Source organism: Pseudescherichia sp. AS216 (genome assembly GCF_037152055.1).
Taxonomy (GTDB): Bacteria; Pseudomonadota; Gammaproteobacteria; order Enterobacterales; family Enterobacteriaceae; genus Pseudescherichia.
Map to the genome: position 1 here is coordinate 302,660 of NZ_JBBCMV010000002.1, position 14,307 is coordinate 316,966.

Genomic DNA, 14,307 nt, shown 5'->3' on the forward strand with positions numbered 1-14,307 from the left:
GAAGCCGGCTATGCATTATCACCGTATCCCTCACAGCTCGCTTGAGATAAGCACGCTGGGGCTGGGCACAATGACCTTTGGTGAGCAGAACAGCGAAGCCGAGGCCCATGCGCAGCTTGATTACGCCGTAGCCCAGGGTATTAACCTGATTGATGTGGCAGAGATGTATCCCGTACCGCCGCGCCCGGAGACGCAGGGTTTAACCGAAACCTACGTCGGCAACTGGCTGGCCAGGCACGGCAACCGTGAAAAGCTGGTTATCGCCTCCAAGGTGAGCGGGCCAAGCCGCAATAACGACAGCGGCATTCGCCAGAACCAGGTGCTGGATCGCAAAAATATCCGTGAAGCGCTGGACGCCAGCCTGAAACGCCTGCAAACCGACTATCTCGATCTCTACCAGGTTCACTGGCCGCAGCGCCCAACTAACTGCTTTGGCAAGCTGGGCTACGAGTGGGCCGAATCCGCGCCCGGCGTCACTATTCTCGACACGCTGGAAGCGCTGGCCGAGTGTCAGCGGGCGGGCAAGATTCGTTATATCGGCGTCTCGAACGAAACGGCGTTTGGCGTGATGCGTTATCTGCACCTGGCGGATAAGCACGATCTGCCGCGCATCGTCACCATCCAGAACCCCTATAGCCTGCTGAACCGCAGCTTTGAGGTTGGTCTGTCAGAGGTGAGTCAGTTTGAGGGCGTTGAACTGCTGGCCTACTCCTGCCTGGCCTTCGGCACCCTAACCGGTAAATACCTGAATGGCGCGAAGCCCGCCGGCGCGCGCAACACGCTGTTTAGCCGCTTTACGCGCTACAGCGGCGAGCAGACGCAAAAAGCGATCGCTGCCTATGTGGATATCGCCAAACGGCATAATCTGGACCCGGCGCAGATGGCGCTGGCCTTTGTCCGCCGCCAGCCGTTCGTGGCCAGCACCCTGCTGGGTGCCACGACCATGGAGCAGCTGAAAACCAACGTTGAGAGCCTGTATCTGGAGCTGAGCGAAGAGGTACTGGCGGAGATTGAAGCGGTGCACAAGGTCTATACCTACCCGGCACCGTAAGTGAATTGCCCGGCGGAATACGCCCGCCGGGCATGTTTTTTATCGACGGCGCTGCCACAGCCACAGGCCGGCAATCGCCAGCGCAAACAGCACACCAAAGCCTACCCCGACGCCGACCACCGGCGCACCCGCCTTCACCGCCAGCGAGTAAAGCCCCAGCATAAGCAGCATCGCCGCGTTCTCGCCCAGGTTCTGCACCGCGATGGCATTGCCCGCCCCCACGGAACGTTTCCCTCGTTCCTGCAGAAGCGCATTAAGCGGCACGACGAAAAACCCGCCCAGAATACCAATGAGCACCAGCAGGCCGTAGGCAGGCAGCAATGCATGTTGTAACGAAAAGAGCGTCACCACCACACCAATAAGGATCCCCGCAGGCATGCAGCGAGCCACGCTCTCCAGGGTCACCAGCTTCGCCGCCACGCCCGCCCCAACAACGATACCCACCGCTACCATAGCGTTAAGATAGGTTGGCGTCGCGTTATCGCTGATGCCAAGCGCCACCGGCACCCACAGTACCAGCAGGAAGCGCAGCGTCACCCCTGCTCCCCAGAACAGGCTGGTGCCCACCAGCGAAAAGCGGGTTTCGCCGTTTAGCCATAGCGCTTTACAGGCGTGAAAGAAGCTCTGGGTCATGGGGGCAAAACGCCAGCTCTGGCCCGGCCGGGCCGCCGGCAGTTTCGGGATCAGCAGGTTCGCAACCACCGCTCCGGCGTACACCAGGGCGCAGACGCCGAGCGCCGCCAGCACGTGCCAGTCTGCCAGCACGCCCCCGGCCACCGAGCCAAGCAGAATGGCGGCGATAGTCGAGGACTCCATCAGGCCATTGGCCTTCACCAGCTTATCGCCGGAGGTCAGCTCGCCGAGAATGCCATATTTGGCCGGAGAGTAGGCCGCCGCGCCAATGCCCACCAGCGTATAGCCAATAAATGGGTTAAGGCCCACGCAGATACTCAGCGCCCCGAGCAGCTTCAGCCCATTGGCGAACATCATTACCCGCCCCTTGGCAAAGCTGTCCGCCACCTGTCCAACAAAAGGAGCGAAGAGTATGTAAGCACCTACAAACACCATCTGCAGGATTGGCTGGCTCCAGTCAGGATAGAACTCGGCCTTGAGCAGCGCCAGGGTGGCAAACAGCAGGGCGTTATCACCAAATGCCGAGAGGAACTGGGCGGCAGTCACCGCCAGCATCCCCTTCGACAGGAGAGAGTTGTTCGTGCTTACTGGCTCATGCATGTTGCGCTTCCGCCTCGTCGAGTTTGCTCTTCAGGGTAACAAAATCTGGTTTGCCGCTGCCCAACACCGGCAACTGCTTCAGGAAACGGATATCACGCGGCACGGCCAGCTCCGGCACGCCCTGCGCGCGCGCCTGCTTAAGCAACGTCTCACGGGTCAGCTCGCTGTCGGTAGTAAACATCACCAGCGCCTCGCCTTTGCTGGCGTCGCTCTTCACAACCGTCGCGTGCATTTTGTCCGGCGAGGCCATTAATGCCAGCTGCTCTACCATCTCCAGCGAGATCATCTCCCCGGCGATTTTGGCGAAGCGCTTGGCCCGGCCCTGGATCTGCACAAAGCCCTGCTCATCGAAGCGTACGATATCGCCGGTGTCATACCAGCCGGGCTCGAGTTCACCCTCGGCGTTCTCTGCCGCCGGGCGCTCAAGCACGCCAGGATTCTCAACGCGCAGATAGCCGGTCATGATGTTCGGCCCCTTCAGCTGTAGCCTGCCGCCCTCTTCAATGCCCGGCACCGCCATCAGGCGCGCATCCATGCCTGGGAGAATACGCCCCACCGTCCCCGGTTTCGCCGCCATCGGCACGTTGATGGAGACCACCGGCGCGCACTCGGTGACGCCGTAGCCCTCCAGAACCCGCAGGCCGAACTTATCCTGCCAGAGCTGGCGGGTGCTCTCCTGCAGTTTTTCCGCCCCGGCGACCACGTAGCGCAGGCGGTAGAAGTCGTAAGGGTTGGCAAAGCGGGCGTAGTGCCCAAGGAAAGTCGAGGTGCCAAACAGCACGGTGCAGTTACGGTCATAGACCAGCTCCGGCACGATACGGTAGTGCAGCGGGCTGGGATAGAGAAAGACCTCTGCCCCGGTCAGCAGCGGGGTAAATAGCCCCACGGTAAGGCCAAAGGAGTGGAACAGCGGCAGAGCCGACATAAAGCGATCCCGGGCGGTAAAGTCCGCGATGGTCCGGATCTGCTCCACGTTGGCGAGAAGGCTTTTATGGCTGTGCACCACCCCTTTTGGATTGCCCTCTGAACCGGAGGTAAAGAGCACCAGCGCGTCATCTTCCGGCTGCTGCGGTACCTGGGCGAGATGCGGCATCAGCAGATGGCCGAAGATCCACAGCTTATCGGCGGTAGTGACTTCGCCTTTCAGATCTTCCAGATAGATCCAGCGCACCTGGGTCAGCTGCTCCGGCAGATGCCAGAGCTTCCCTTTCTCCATAAACTGGCGGGAGGTAAAGATGGTTTTGATCTGTGCGGCGGTAATGGCGCTGCCCAGCCCCTTCACCCCAGCCGTGTAGTTCATCATTGCCGGAATACGTCCCCGGGCGATAGCACCGAATATCACCGCCGCCGCGATGCCTGCGTTCGGCAGCATCAGGCCAATTTTTTCGCCCTGGGCGCTGTATTTATCCAGGATGCGCGCCACAAACAGCGTTTTGGTCAGCAGCTTGCGGTAGGTATCGGGCTTGAAATTGATATCCTCGACGCAGTTCTTGCCCGCGCCGTAGCGGTACTGCGCCGCCAGCAGGGCTTCGAACAGCGTTTCCCGCGGGCGCACGGCCATGCGCGCTTCCATCATAATCTGATGCAGCATCTCGCCCGCCAGCCTGCGGCGATCGCGGGCGCGTGGCGCTTCAGGCATCGGCAGCTGCGTCGGCGGCAGGATATGCAGAGTAATACGTGGGAAGAGGCGCTGCTTCACCAGCCCCTTCAGGCGGCTGAAGAAGGTCAGCTCCGCGCCTTCGATGCGCACCGGGATCACCGTTGCGCGCGATTTAGCCGCCACAAAGGCCGCCCCGTCATAAATCTTCATCAGCGAGCCGGAGACGGAGATACGACCCTCGGGGAAGATCACTACCGGTCGCCCGCTCTCGATCAGCCGCACCAGCTGCTTGATCGACATCGGTTTGGTGGGATCGAGGGGGACAAAGTCGATCAGGTTCGACAGGGCGCGCATGTACCAGCTCTGGCTAATTGAGGTGTAGACCGCAAATACCGGACGCCCCGGTAAGAACAGGGCCAGCAGAATACCGTCAATAAAAGAGACGTGGTTGGGGGTAATAAGGACGCGCTCGCCGCTCAGCGCCTGCGTATTGCCCGTGAGCTCTACGCGATAAAGCAGACGGAAGAGGGTACGGAAAAATCCCAGCATCATTAACTTCCTGTGTCAGTCGTTCGGGTATGGCAGATTGTGGCAGATTACACGAGAAGTGTAGCGGGCGGCAAAATCGAGGCGAAAAAAAACCTGCGCATCCGCGCAGGTTGGTGCAAAAAGTGAGTACTCATACGTACTGAAATCTCACCAATCAATACCTCTGGGATCTTGATTGTGGCTCCTCGCCCCTGTGGATGCCAGGGAACAATCGCAACAGCTCATCGCAAAGTGTAACTAAAGGTTTGAATTACCCTTTTTCTGTTTTATTTGCCCGGTTTATTTGCCTGATAACAACAGTGTAACGGTTTCACACTGCACATGCGCTTTGGCTCACGTTTGCGCACTTCAGAAAAGCAAGAGCCTTGAACCTGCCGCACTTTTCCGCAACACTTAACCAGGTGTAAACGCTTACCCATTAAAGAAGGTTCAGAATGGCGACCATAAAGGATGTTGCAAAACTCGCCGGTGTCTCCGTCGCCACGGTGTCGCGCGTCATTAACAGTTCCCCCAAAGCCAGCGACGCCTCCCGGCAGGCGGTGCAGAGCGCCATGGCGTCACTCAACTACCATCCCAACGCCAACGCCCGCGCGCTGGCGCAGCAGTCAACGGAGACCCTCGGCCTGGTGGTCGGCGACGTCTCCGATCCCTTTTTTGGGGCCATGGTCAAAGCCGTAGAGCAGGTGGCCTACCATACCGGTAACTTTTTACTGATTGGTAACGGCTACCATAATGAACAGAAAGAGCGGCGCGCCATTGAGCAGCTGATGCGCCACCGCTGCGCGGCGCTGGTGGTACACGCGAAAAGCATTCCCAATGACGATTTAGCCGCACTGATGGATCAGATGCCCGGCATGGTGCTGATCAACCGGATCCTGCCTGGCTACGAGCAGCGCTGCGTGGCGCTGGACGATCGCTATGGCGCATGGCTGGCGACGCGACATCTTATCCAGCAGGGACATACCAAAATTGGCTATCTCTGCTCTAACCATGCCATCTCCGATGCGGAAGATCGCCTCCAGGGCTATTACGATGCGCTACGGGAGAACGGCCTGCCCTGTAACGATAGGCTGGTGACCTGGGGCGAGCCGGATGAGAGCGGCGGCGAGCAGGCGATGACCGAGCTACTCGGGCGTGGCAGGCACTTTACCGCCGTTGCCTGCTATAACGACTCAATGGCCGCTGGGGCGATGGGCGTTTTAAACGATAACGGCATTGAGGTGCCGGGTGAGATCTCGCTGATTGGCTTTGATGACGTGCTGATCTCCCGCTACGTCCGTCCACGCCTGACCACCGTGCGTTACCCCATCGTGACGATGGCAACCCAGGCCGCAGAGCTGGCGCTGGCGCTGGCGAAAGAGCAGCCCCTGCCGGAGATCACTCACCTCTTTAGCCCAACGCTGGTGCGCCGTCACTCGGTGGGTACGCCGCAGGAGAGCTAAAGCGCGCAGCGGTAGAGGTGCACCGTGGTGGCCGGGTAGTCCAGCCCGTCACCGATATAGTGCCAGCCAAAGCGCTCGTAAAAATCGCGACAGGCAGAGTAGAGATGCAGCTGGGTAAAACCCCGTGCGCGGGCGTAATCCTTCACGTGCTGCTGAAGCCTGCCCGCGAGCCCCTGCCCGCGCGCGGCCTCATCGACATACAGCGCCGCCAGCCACGGCCAGAGATCCTGGCGGCTGATGAGATCGCAGCGCCAGAGCCCCACCGTGCCCAGCAGCCTCCCGCCTTCGGTGGCAATAAACGTAACAGGCAACGCCTCAGGCTGCTGGCTGTGGGCAACCACGCTGGCAAAAAAATCGCGTGACAGCGTGTCGCCAAAGGCCTGCCACAGCCAGTCGGTTACCTGGTCCGCAAAGTGCGGCGCGTCGTACAGAGGCAGGATCTTCAGGCTCATTGTCTTACAGCAGCTCCAGCGCCAGCAGCTCGTCGATGGTCTGCCGACGGCGGATCAGCCGCGCCGCGCCGTTGTCAAACAGCACCTCCGGCAGCAGCGGACGGCTGTTATAGTTGGATGACATCGATGCGCCATAGGCCCCGGTATCATGCAGTACCAGGTAATCTCCCGGCACCACCGCAGGCAGGGCGCGAGTTTCAACTTCCCCGCCCGCCTGCTGAGTAAAGACGTCTCCGGATTCACACAGCGGACCGGCCACCACGGTATCGATAAGCGGCTCTGCCGCCAGATCGCGGCCGTCTGCTGCCAGAGCGCTGATGTGGTGATAGCTGCCGTACATGGCCGGGCGCATCAGGTCGTTAAAACCGGCGTCGATCAGCACAAAGTGACGGCTGCCCATCGCTTTGACGCTGCGCACCTGCGACACCAGCACGCCGGATTCAGCTACCAGGAAACGTCCCGGCTCGATCTCCAGCTTTACCGGATGCCCCAGGTGGGCGGCAATTTTTTCCCGGGCGCTGTTCCACAGGCCAAAGTAGTGATCGGTGTCAATCGCCTCTTCCCCTTCACGATAGGGGATCGACAGCCCGCCGCCGGCGGAGATCGCCTCCAGATCCTGGCCGAACTCAACGACCTGGCTGACCATCGCGCCACATACCTGCTCAAGGTGGCCATAGTCCACGCCGGAGCCGATATGCATATGAATGCCCACCAGCTTAAGCTGGTAGCGCTGCATGACCTCCAGCGCAGCGGGCAGATCGCTGTACCAGATCCCGTGCTTGCTGTTCTCGCCACCGGTATTGGTTTTCTGGCTGTGGCCGTGGCCGAAGCCAGGGTTAACCCGCAGCCAGACGCGATGGCCCGGAGAGACCTCCCCCAGCTGGGCCAGCATATCTACCGATCCCGCGTTAACCGGGATCTGTAGCTCATGTACGCGGGCCATCGTCGGGGGATCGATCACATCGGCGGTAAAGACGATCTCATCCGCACCGTTCTGCGGCTCATAGCCTGCCGCCAGCGCACGTTCGATCTCGCCCAGCGATACCGAATCCACCTTGACGCCCTGCTCGCGCATCAGACGCAGAATATGAATATTGGAGCACGCCTTCTGGGCGAAACGCACCACGTCAAACTGGGCTAGTTGGGCAATACGGCGGCGGATAATCCCGGCGTCGTAGGCCCAGACCGGACAGCCAAATTCAGTCACCAGGCTGTGCAGGTTGGCGGCAGTGAGCGCGGTATCGGTGTTATTTAACGGACGTGGCATGGCGAACTCCATAATCATTTTTTTCTATTACGCCACAGGCCAAAGGGAATAAAAAATATCGTTATGTTACGATTCTATTCATATCTGATATACCTTGTGCCGCAGGAGAGCCTATGCCCGCCGTTAACCTTCGTCATATCGAAATTTTCCACGCCGTAATGACCGCCGGAAACCTGACCGAGGCCGCGCGTTTGCTGCACACCTCGCAGCCTACCGTGAGCCGGGAGCTGGCGCGCTTTGAAAAGGTGATTGGCCTGACGCTGTTTGAACGCTCGCGGGGGCGGCTACACCCTACGGTGCAGGGCCTGCGCCTGTTTGAAGAGGTACAGCGCTCGTGGTACGGCCTGGATCGCATCGTCAGCGCCGCCGAAAGCCTGCGAGAATTCCGCCAGGGGGAGCTGTCTATCGTCTGCCTGCCGGTCTTCTCTCAGTCGTTTCTGCCCCTGCTGCTGCAACCCTTTCTTGCCCGCTACCCGGAGGTGAGCCTCAACGTGGTGCCGCAGGAGTCGCCGTTGCTGGAGGAGTGGCTCTCTGCCCAGCGTCATGATCTCGGCCTGACCGAAACCCTGAGCACCCCCGCCGGGACCGAACGCACGCCGCTGCTGACCCTCAACGAGGTGTGCGTCCTGCCCGCCGGACATCCGCTGGCGCAGCGCACGGTGCTTACTCCCCAGGATTTCCAGGGTGAGAACTACATTAGCCTGTCGCGCTCGGACAGCTATCGTCAGCTGCTGGATGCCCTGTTCAGTGAGCACCAGGTGAAACGCCGCATGGTAGTAGAGACCCACAGCGCCGCCAGCGTCTGCGCGATGGTTCGCGCCGGTGTCGGGGTGTCGGTGGTTAACCCGCTCACCGCCCTCGACTATGCCAGCAGCGGGGTGGTGGTCAGACCCTTCAGCATCGCCGTGCCCTTTACCGTCAGCCTGATCCGCCCCCTGCACCGCCCCGCCTCTGCGCTGGTGGATGCCTTCTCCGCCCATTTACAGCAGGCGGTGTCGCGCATTATCGCGCCGTTAGAAGCGGTGCTGGCGGAGCGTTAATCCAGCATAAAGTCGACAACGTCGGCGGCGTGAAGCGCGGCGGTATCAAACACCGGGATCGGGCTTTGATCCTGGGAGACCAGCAGGCCGATCTCGGTGCAGCCGAAGATCACCCCCTCCGCCCCCTGGCTCGCCATCCGCGCAATCAGGTCGATAAAGTAAGCCCGCGACGGCTCGCTAAAGGTGCCCAGGCAGAGTTCGTCAAAGATGATCTGGTTAACCCTGGCGCGATCCTCGTCGTCCGGGACGCTGGTCTCAATGCCGTGGGCGTCACGCATCCGCCCGCGGTAGAAATCCTGCTCCATGGTGTAACGGGTGCCCAGCAGCGCCACCTGTTGCAGGTTGGCTTTCTGGATCGCCCGAGCGGTGGCGTCGGCGATGTGCAAAAACGGCACGCTGCAACGATCTTCGATCTGACTGGCAACCTTGTGCATGGTGTTGGTGCAGAGCACGATCCCTTCGGCACCGGCGCGCTCAAGCCCTGCGGCAGCGCTGGCAAGTATCTCGCCCGCCCGGTCCCAGTCGCCGCTCGACTGGCAGGCCTCAATATCATGAAAATCGACGCTGTGCAGCAGCAGGCTAGCGGAGTGCAGCCCACCCAGCCGGGCCTTTATTCCTTCATTAATCAGACGGTAGTAGGGAATGGTTGATTCCCAGCTCATGCCGCCCAGCAGCCCTATCGTTTTCATCGTATCTCTCCCCTGTTATCCGCCCGTGAAAGCAAACTTGTGATCGACTTTCCACTTATTAGGCGTCGCGTTTCTTTTTAACGCTAGCTGATATAAATTTAATGAAACATTGTTTTACTCTTAAACTATTTTACTACAGGACGCTCTCATGTTTACTTTCCACCAGCAGACCCAGCTCGACGATCTGGGCAATGGCGTTACCCGGCGCATTCTGGCCCATTCAGGCAAAATGATGGCGGTAGAGGTAAATTTTAGCGAAGGCGCGGTTGGCCCGCTGCATAACCACCCTCATGAACAGCTTACCTATGTTTTATCCGGCGAGTTTGAATTTACCATCGGCGATGAGAAACATATCGTTCGTGCCGGGGACACGCTCTATAAAGAGCCAAACATCATGCACGGCTGCGTCTGCTTAAAAGCGGGCACCCTGCTCGATACCTTTACGCCGGTGCGTGAGGATTTCCTCACAGCGTAACCGTTAGCGCTCTCTGTTAAAAAGCCCTCCGCCGCGAGGGCATTTTTATTTATACCAAATTATTAGCGGGTTAATCATTCATTTATCCAGGCACTTACCCCGCGTGCTCACGGGAAATGTCACCTGGCTCACCTTATTGAAACGTCGTTTCGACTTTGATCACATTTCCATAATTAATCGAATGACGCAGAAATAAATCGCAATAAGATAAATTAAAACACCGTTTTAAAAAGCACTCATACACCCAGGCAGGTATATATGAATGAAAACAGACTGCTGGGATTGGCCTGGATATCGCCCTATATCATCGGGTTGATCGTCTTTACGGCCTTTCCCTTCGTTTCCTCGTTTTTCCTCAGTTTTACTGAGTATGACTTAATGAGTCCGCCGGTATTTAACGGGATTGAAAACTACCGTTACATGCTGACCGAAGATTCCCTGTTCTGGAAATCGATGGGCGTCACCTTTGCCTACGTCTTTTTAACTATCCCGCTGAAGCTCGCCTTCGCGCTGGGGATTGCTTTTGTTCTTAACTTTAAATTACGCGGCATCGGGTTCTTCCGTACTGCCTACTACATTCCATCCATCCTGGGCAGCTCCGTTGCCATCGCCGTGCTGTGGCGCGCGCTGTTTGCCATCGATGGCCTGCTGAACAGCTTTATCGGCGTTTTTGGTCTCGATCCGGTGAACTGGCTGGGCGAGCCGTCGCTGGCGCTGATGTCCGTGACCCTGCTGCGCGTCTGGCAGTTTGGTTCCGCGATGGTGATCTTCCTCGCCGCGCTGCAAAACGTGCCCCAGTCGCAGTATGAGGCGGCGATGATCGACGGCGCGTCGAAGTGGCAGATGTTTATTAAAGTGACCGTGCCGCTGATTACGCCGGTGATCTTCTTCAACTTCATTATGCAGACCACCCAGGCGTTCCAGGAGTTTACCGGCCCGTACGTCATTACCGGCGGCGGCCCAACCTACTACACCTATCTCTTCTCGCTCTACATCTACGACACCGCCTTTAAGTATTTCGATATGGGCTACGGCGCGGCGCTGGCGTGGGTACTGTTCCTGGTGGTGGCCGTCTTCGCCTCCATTGCCTTTAAATCATCAAAATACTGGGTCTTCTACTCCGCCGATAAGGGAGGCAAAAATGGCTGACGTTCAACAAATATCTACGGCAAGAAGCATCGCTGACCAGGAAGTCGCGCGTACCTTGCGTAAAGAGAAGATCAACGCCAGCATCCGCTACGTGATCCTGCTGTTTGTTGGCCTGCTGATGCTCTACCCGCTGGTGTGGATGTTCTCGGCGGCGTTCAAGCCTAACCACGAGATCTTCACCACCCTGAGCCTGTGGCCGGCACATGCCACCTGGGATGGCTTTATCAACGGCTGGAAAACCGGCACCGAGTATAATTTTGGCCATTACATGCTGAACACCTTCAAGTATGTGATCCCGAAAGTGATCCTGACCATTATCTCCTCCACCATCGTGGCCTACGGCTTTGCCCGCTTCGAGATCCCGTGGAAGAAGTTTTGGTTCGCCACGCTTATCACCACCATGCTGCTGCCAAGCACCGTGCTGCTGATCCCGCAGTACCTGATGTTCCGTGAGATGGGCATGCTCAACAGCTATATGCCGCTCTATCTGCCGCTGGCCTTTGCGACCCAGGGCTTCTTCGTCTTCATGCTGATCCAGTTCCTGCGCGGCGTGCCGCGTGACATGGAAGAGGCGGCGCAGATCGACGGCTGTAACTCTGCCCAGGTGCTCTGGTACGTGGTGGTGCCGATCCTGAAACCGGCGATTATCTCGGTGGCGCTGTTCCAGTTCATGTGGTCGATGAACGACTTTATCGGCCCGCTGATCTACGTCTATAGCGTGGATAAGTACCCGATTGCCCTGGCGCTGAAAATGTCCATCGACGTGACCGAAGGCGCGCCGTGGAACGAAATTCTGGCAATGGCGAGTATCTCCATTCTGCCGTCCATCATTGTCTTCTTCCTGGCTCAACGCTACTTCGTACAGGGCGTGACCAGCAGCGGAATTAAAGGTTAAGAGGGAAATATCATGGCTGAAGTTATTTTCAACAAGCTGGAAAAAGTGTACTCCAACGGCTTTAAAGCGGTACATGGTATCGACCTGAAGATTGCTGACGGGGAGTTTATGGTGATTGTTGGGCCGTCCGGCTGCGCCAAGTCTACGACCCTGCGCATGCTGGCCGGGCTGGAGACCATCAGCGGCGGCGAAGTGCGTATCGGGGAGAAGATTGTGAACAACCTCGCGCCGAAAGAGCGCGGCATTGCGATGGTGTTCCAGAACTATGCGCTCTATCCGCATATGACGGTGCGGGAAAATCTCGCCTTTGGTCTCAAGCTGAGCAAGATGCCGAAGGATCAGATCGACAGGTACGTGGACGAAGCGGCGAAGATCCTCGAGCTGGAAGAGCTGCTGGAACGCCTGCCGCGCCAGCTCTCCGGCGGCCAGGCCCAGCGTGTGGCGGTGGGCCGGGCGATTGTGAAGAAGCCGGACGTGTTCCTGTTTGACGAACCGCTCTCTAACCTCGACGCCAAGCTGCGCGCCTCCATGCGTATCCGTATTTCGGATCTGCATAAGGAGCTGAAGAAGTCCGGGAAACCGGCTACCACCGTCTACGTAACCCATGACCAGACCGAAGCCATGACCATGGGCGATCGCATCTGCGTGATGAAGCTGGGGCATATCATGCAGGTTGATACCCCGGACAATCTCTATCACCACCCAAAGAATATGTTCGTGGCGGGCTTTATCGGCGCACCGGAGATGAACATCAAGCCCGGCAAGCTGATCGATAAAGCAGGCCGCCTGCATATCACCATCGGCGATGAGAGCCTGCCGCTGAACGCTCGCCAGCAGGAGAAAGTCGCCGCGTACCAGAACCAGTCACTCTTTTTCGGCGTGCGCCCGGAGTTCGTTTCCCTCTCCGATGAACCCTTTGCCGAAGGCTGCTGCACCGGCGAGATGGTGCGCACCGAAAACATGGGCCATGAGTTCTTTGTCTACCTCAAAGTGGCCGACTATGAGCTGACCGCCCGTATCCCCTCCGACGAGGCTAAACCAATGATTGAAAAGGGCCTTAACCGTAAGGTCTGGTTTAAGTTTGACATGGATAAGTGTCATATCTTTGACGCGAAAACTGAACAGAACATCTCTCTCTAACTGGAGTATAAAAATGAAAAAAGTGCTTTTAAGCGCAGCAATCTCCGCCACATTAGGCCTGAGCGCCCTTCCTTCACAGGCGGCGGATAGCGTCGACCTGCGTATGTCCTGGTGGGGCGGTAATGGCCGTCACCAGGTGACGCTGAAGGCGATCGAGGAGTTCCATAAGCAGCACCCGGACATTAATGTTAAATCAGAATATACCGGCTGGGACGGTCACCTCTCCCGCCTGACCACGCAGATCGCTGGCGGCACCGAGCCTGACGTGATGCAGACCAACTGGAACTGGCTGCCGATCTTCTCGAAAAACGGCGACGGCTTCTACGACCTCAATCAGCTGAAGGATGTGATCGATCTGAGCCAGTTCGATCCGAAAGAGCTGAAATCGACCACCGTCAACGGCAAGCTGAACGGGATCCCGATCTCTGTGACCGCGCGCGTCTTCTACTTCAACGATGAGACCTGGAAAAAAGCAGGCGTTACATACCCCAAAACCTGGGATGAGCTGAAAGCCGCAGGTAAAACCTTTGAGAGCAAGCTGGGCAAGCAGTACTACCCGGTGGTGCTGGAGCATCAGGACACCTTGGCGCTGCTGAACTCCTACATGATCCAGAAGTACAACCTTCCGGCAGTGGACGAGAAAACCAAAAAATTCGCCTACAGCAAAGCGCAGTGGGTGGAGTTTTTCCAGACCTATAAGGATCTCGTCGACAACCACGTGATGCCGGATACCAAATACTACGCGTCGTTTGGTAAGAGCAACATGTATGAGATGAAGCCGTGGATTGAAGGTGAATGGGGCGGCACCTACATGTGGAACTCCACTATCACCAAATACTCTGACAACCTGAAGCCACCGGCGAAGCTGGAGCTGGGCAGCTACCCGATGCTGCCGGGTGCCACCGACGCGGGTCTGTTCTTTAAACCGGCCCAGATGCTGTCGATTGGCAAATCGACCAAGCATCCGAAAGAGGCGGCGCAGCTGATTAACTTCCTGCTGAACAGCAAAGAGGGAGCGGAGACGCTGGGCCTTGAGCGTGGCGTACCGCTGAGCAAGGCAGCGGTGGAGACCCTGACCGCTAACGGCACCATCAAAGAGGAAGATCCGTCGGTTGCGGGCCTGCGCCTGGCGCAGTCCCTGCCTGCCAAACTGACGGTATCGCCTTACTTTGACGACCCACAGGTGGTGGCCCAGTTTGGTACGTCTCTGCAGTACATCGACTACGGTCAGAAAACCGTGGAAGAGACGGCGGCTGATTTCCAGCGCCAGGCGGAGCGTATCCTGAAACGCGCAATGCGCTAATGTAAAATGCCGGGCGGCGCTA

The 14,307-nt window shown here is 58.2% G+C and carries 13 protein-coding genes; 8 read left to right on the forward strand and 5 right to left on the reverse strand.

Annotated features, from left to right (window positions below):
- Positions 1-10 precede the first annotated feature (10 nt).
- Positions 11-1,051: an NADP(H)-dependent aldo-keto reductase gene (locus tag WFN61_RS06970; RefSeq protein ID WP_144819046.1), complete on the forward strand. Its 1,041-nt coding sequence runs from the start codon at positions 11-13 to the stop codon at positions 1,049-1,051.
- A 39-nt stretch (positions 1,052-1,090) separates the two neighbouring features.
- On the opposite strand, the gene lplT is transcribed toward WFN61_RS06970, so the two are convergent.
- Both lplT and aas read right to left on the reverse strand, forming a co-directional pair.
- Positions 1,091-2,284, reverse strand: coding sequence for a lysophospholipid transporter LplT (gene lplT, locus WFN61_RS06975; RefSeq protein WP_312467929.1), 1,194 nt, complete (start codon positions 2,282-2,284; stop codon positions 1,091-1,093).
- Entirely contained in the window at positions 2,277-4,436 is a 2,160-nt protein-coding gene (gene aas, locus WFN61_RS06980) for a bifunctional acyl-ACP--phospholipid O-acyltransferase/long-chain-fatty-acid--ACP ligase (protein ID WP_337038392.1), read from the reverse strand. The genes lplT and aas overlap by 8 nt, the downstream gene beginning before the upstream one ends.
- A gap of 431 nt (positions 4,437-4,867) precedes the next feature.
- Between aas and galR the strand changes: the two genes are divergently transcribed.
- Positions 4,868-5,875: an HTH-type transcriptional regulator GalR gene (gene galR / locus WFN61_RS06985; RefSeq protein WP_144819040.1), complete on the forward strand. Its 1,008-nt coding sequence runs from the start codon at positions 4,868-4,870 to the stop codon at positions 5,873-5,875.
- Here the strand turns inward: galR and WFN61_RS06990 are convergent.
- Positions 5,872-6,321, reverse strand: coding sequence for a GNAT family N-acetyltransferase (locus tag WFN61_RS06990; protein ID WP_312235587.1), 450 nt, complete (start codon positions 6,319-6,321; stop codon positions 5,872-5,874). The genes galR and WFN61_RS06990 overlap by 4 nt on opposite strands.
- Before the next feature lie 10 nt (positions 6,322-6,331).
- Entirely contained in the window at positions 6,332-7,594 is a 1,263-nt protein-coding gene (gene lysA / locus WFN61_RS06995) for a diaminopimelate decarboxylase (protein WP_337038393.1), read from the reverse strand.
- A 113-nt stretch (positions 7,595-7,707) separates the two neighbouring features.
- Here lysA and WFN61_RS07000 point away from each other — a divergent pair, with 113 nt between their 5' ends.
- Positions 7,708-8,634 (forward strand): LysR family transcriptional regulator, encoded by a 927-nt coding sequence (locus WFN61_RS07000; protein ID WP_337038395.1) that lies wholly within the window; start codon positions 7,708-7,710, stop codon positions 8,632-8,634.
- Here WFN61_RS07000 and WFN61_RS07005 read toward each other — a convergent pair.
- Positions 8,631-9,323 (reverse strand): aspartate/glutamate racemase, encoded by a 693-nt coding sequence (locus WFN61_RS07005; RefSeq protein WP_337038396.1) that lies wholly within the window; start codon positions 9,321-9,323, stop codon positions 8,631-8,633. The genes WFN61_RS07000 and WFN61_RS07005 overlap by 4 nt on opposite strands.
- Before the next feature lie 148 nt (positions 9,324-9,471).
- Between WFN61_RS07005 and WFN61_RS07010 the strand changes: the two genes are divergently transcribed.
- The 5 genes from WFN61_RS07010 (at position 9,472) to WFN61_RS07030 (ending at position 14,285) form a co-directional block, all read left to right on the forward strand.
- On the forward strand, positions 9,472-9,798 hold the full coding sequence (locus WFN61_RS07010; RefSeq protein WP_337038397.1) for a cupin domain-containing protein: 327 nt from the start codon (positions 9,472-9,474) through the stop codon (positions 9,796-9,798).
- Between the two features lie 258 nt (positions 9,799-10,056).
- The gene (locus WFN61_RS07015; RefSeq protein WP_144819030.1) at positions 10,057-10,947 is read left to right on the forward strand and encodes a carbohydrate ABC transporter permease; all 891 of its coding nucleotides are present in this window, start codon (positions 10,057-10,059) and stop codon (positions 10,945-10,947) included.
- On the forward strand, positions 10,940-11,842 hold the full coding sequence (locus WFN61_RS07020) for a carbohydrate ABC transporter permease (RefSeq protein WP_144819028.1): 903 nt from the start codon (positions 10,940-10,942) through the stop codon (positions 11,840-11,842). Before WFN61_RS07015 ends, WFN61_RS07020 begins: the two co-directional genes overlap by 8 nt.
- Positions 11,843-11,854: 12 nt before the next feature.
- On the forward strand, positions 11,855-12,982 hold the full coding sequence (locus WFN61_RS07025; protein ID WP_312235465.1) for an ABC transporter ATP-binding protein: 1,128 nt from the start codon (positions 11,855-11,857) through the stop codon (positions 12,980-12,982).
- A 13-nt stretch (positions 12,983-12,995) separates the two neighbouring features.
- Complete coding sequence (locus WFN61_RS07030; protein WP_144819024.1) at positions 12,996-14,285, forward strand: ABC transporter substrate-binding protein; 1,290 nt, start codon at positions 12,996-12,998, stop codon at positions 14,283-14,285.
- Positions 14,286-14,307: the final 22 nt, after the last annotated feature.

Coding starts and splice junctions, on each gene's coding strand:
- WFN61_RS06970 (WP_144819046.1), top strand. CDS start 11: ATGCATTATCACCGTATCCCTCACAGCTCGCTTGAGATAAGCACGCTG.
- lplT (WP_312467929.1), bottom strand. CDS start 2,284: ATGCATGAGCCAGTAAGCACGAACAACTCTCTCCTGTCGAAGGGGATG.
- aas (WP_337038392.1), bottom strand. CDS start 4,436: ATGATGCTGGGATTTTTCCGTACCCTCTTCCGTCTGCTTTATCGCGTA.
- galR (WP_144819040.1), top strand. CDS start 4,868: ATGGCGACCATAAAGGATGTTGCAAAACTCGCCGGTGTCTCCGTCGCC.
- lysA (WP_337038393.1), bottom strand. CDS start 7,594: ATGCCACGTCCGTTAAATAACACCGATACCGCGCTCACTGCCGCCAAC.
- WFN61_RS07000 (WP_337038395.1), top strand. CDS start 7,708: ATGCCCGCCGTTAACCTTCGTCATATCGAAATTTTCCACGCCGTAATG.
- WFN61_RS07005 (WP_337038396.1), bottom strand. CDS start 9,323: ATGAAAACGATAGGGCTGCTGGGCGGCATGAGCTGGGAATCAACCATT.
- WFN61_RS07010 (WP_337038397.1), top strand. CDS start 9,472: ATGTTTACTTTCCACCAGCAGACCCAGCTCGACGATCTGGGCAATGGC.
- WFN61_RS07015 (WP_144819030.1), top strand. CDS start 10,057: ATGAATGAAAACAGACTGCTGGGATTGGCCTGGATATCGCCCTATATC.
- WFN61_RS07020 (WP_144819028.1), top strand. CDS start 10,940: ATGGCTGACGTTCAACAAATATCTACGGCAAGAAGCATCGCTGACCAG.
- WFN61_RS07025 (WP_312235465.1), top strand. CDS start 11,855: ATGGCTGAAGTTATTTTCAACAAGCTGGAAAAAGTGTACTCCAACGGC.
- WFN61_RS07030 (WP_144819024.1), top strand. CDS start 12,996: ATGAAAAAAGTGCTTTTAAGCGCAGCAATCTCCGCCACATTAGGCCTG.